The organism is Pseudomonas viridiflava (genome assembly GCF_900602065.1).
Classification (GTDB): domain Bacteria; phylum Pseudomonadota; class Gammaproteobacteria; order Pseudomonadales; family Pseudomonadaceae; genus Aquipseudomonas.
Window position 1 is genome coordinate 1 of the sequence record NZ_UWFN01000306.1, and the last position, 299, is coordinate 299.

At 47.8% G+C, this 299-nt stretch carries 1 rRNA gene; it reads left to right on the forward strand.

From position 1 onward, the window contains the following. Positions 1-164 precede the first annotated feature (164 nt). Positions 165-299, forward strand: a 16S ribosomal RNA gene (locus tag EE949_RS22450); the annotation flags it as partial.

The window sequence follows — 299 nt, forward strand, 5'->3', positions numbered from 1 at the left end:
GTGCACGCGGAACAAGGGTAACCAAGTTCCGCGATACTTAAAATATCAAATGTTCACAAGAAGTAATGAAATAGGCGCTATGAAAATAGTGGCCTGTCAGTATTTTGAGTGAGCAACCTCTTAGCAATAAGAGAGCCGGTAAAACGGCAAAAGTAACAGAGATTAAACTGAAGAGTTTGATCCTGGCTCAGATTGAACGCTGGCGGCATGCCTTACACATGCAAGACGAACGGCAGCGCGGGGCAACCTGGCGGCGAGTGGCGAACGGGTGAGTAATATATCGGAACGTACCCTGGAGT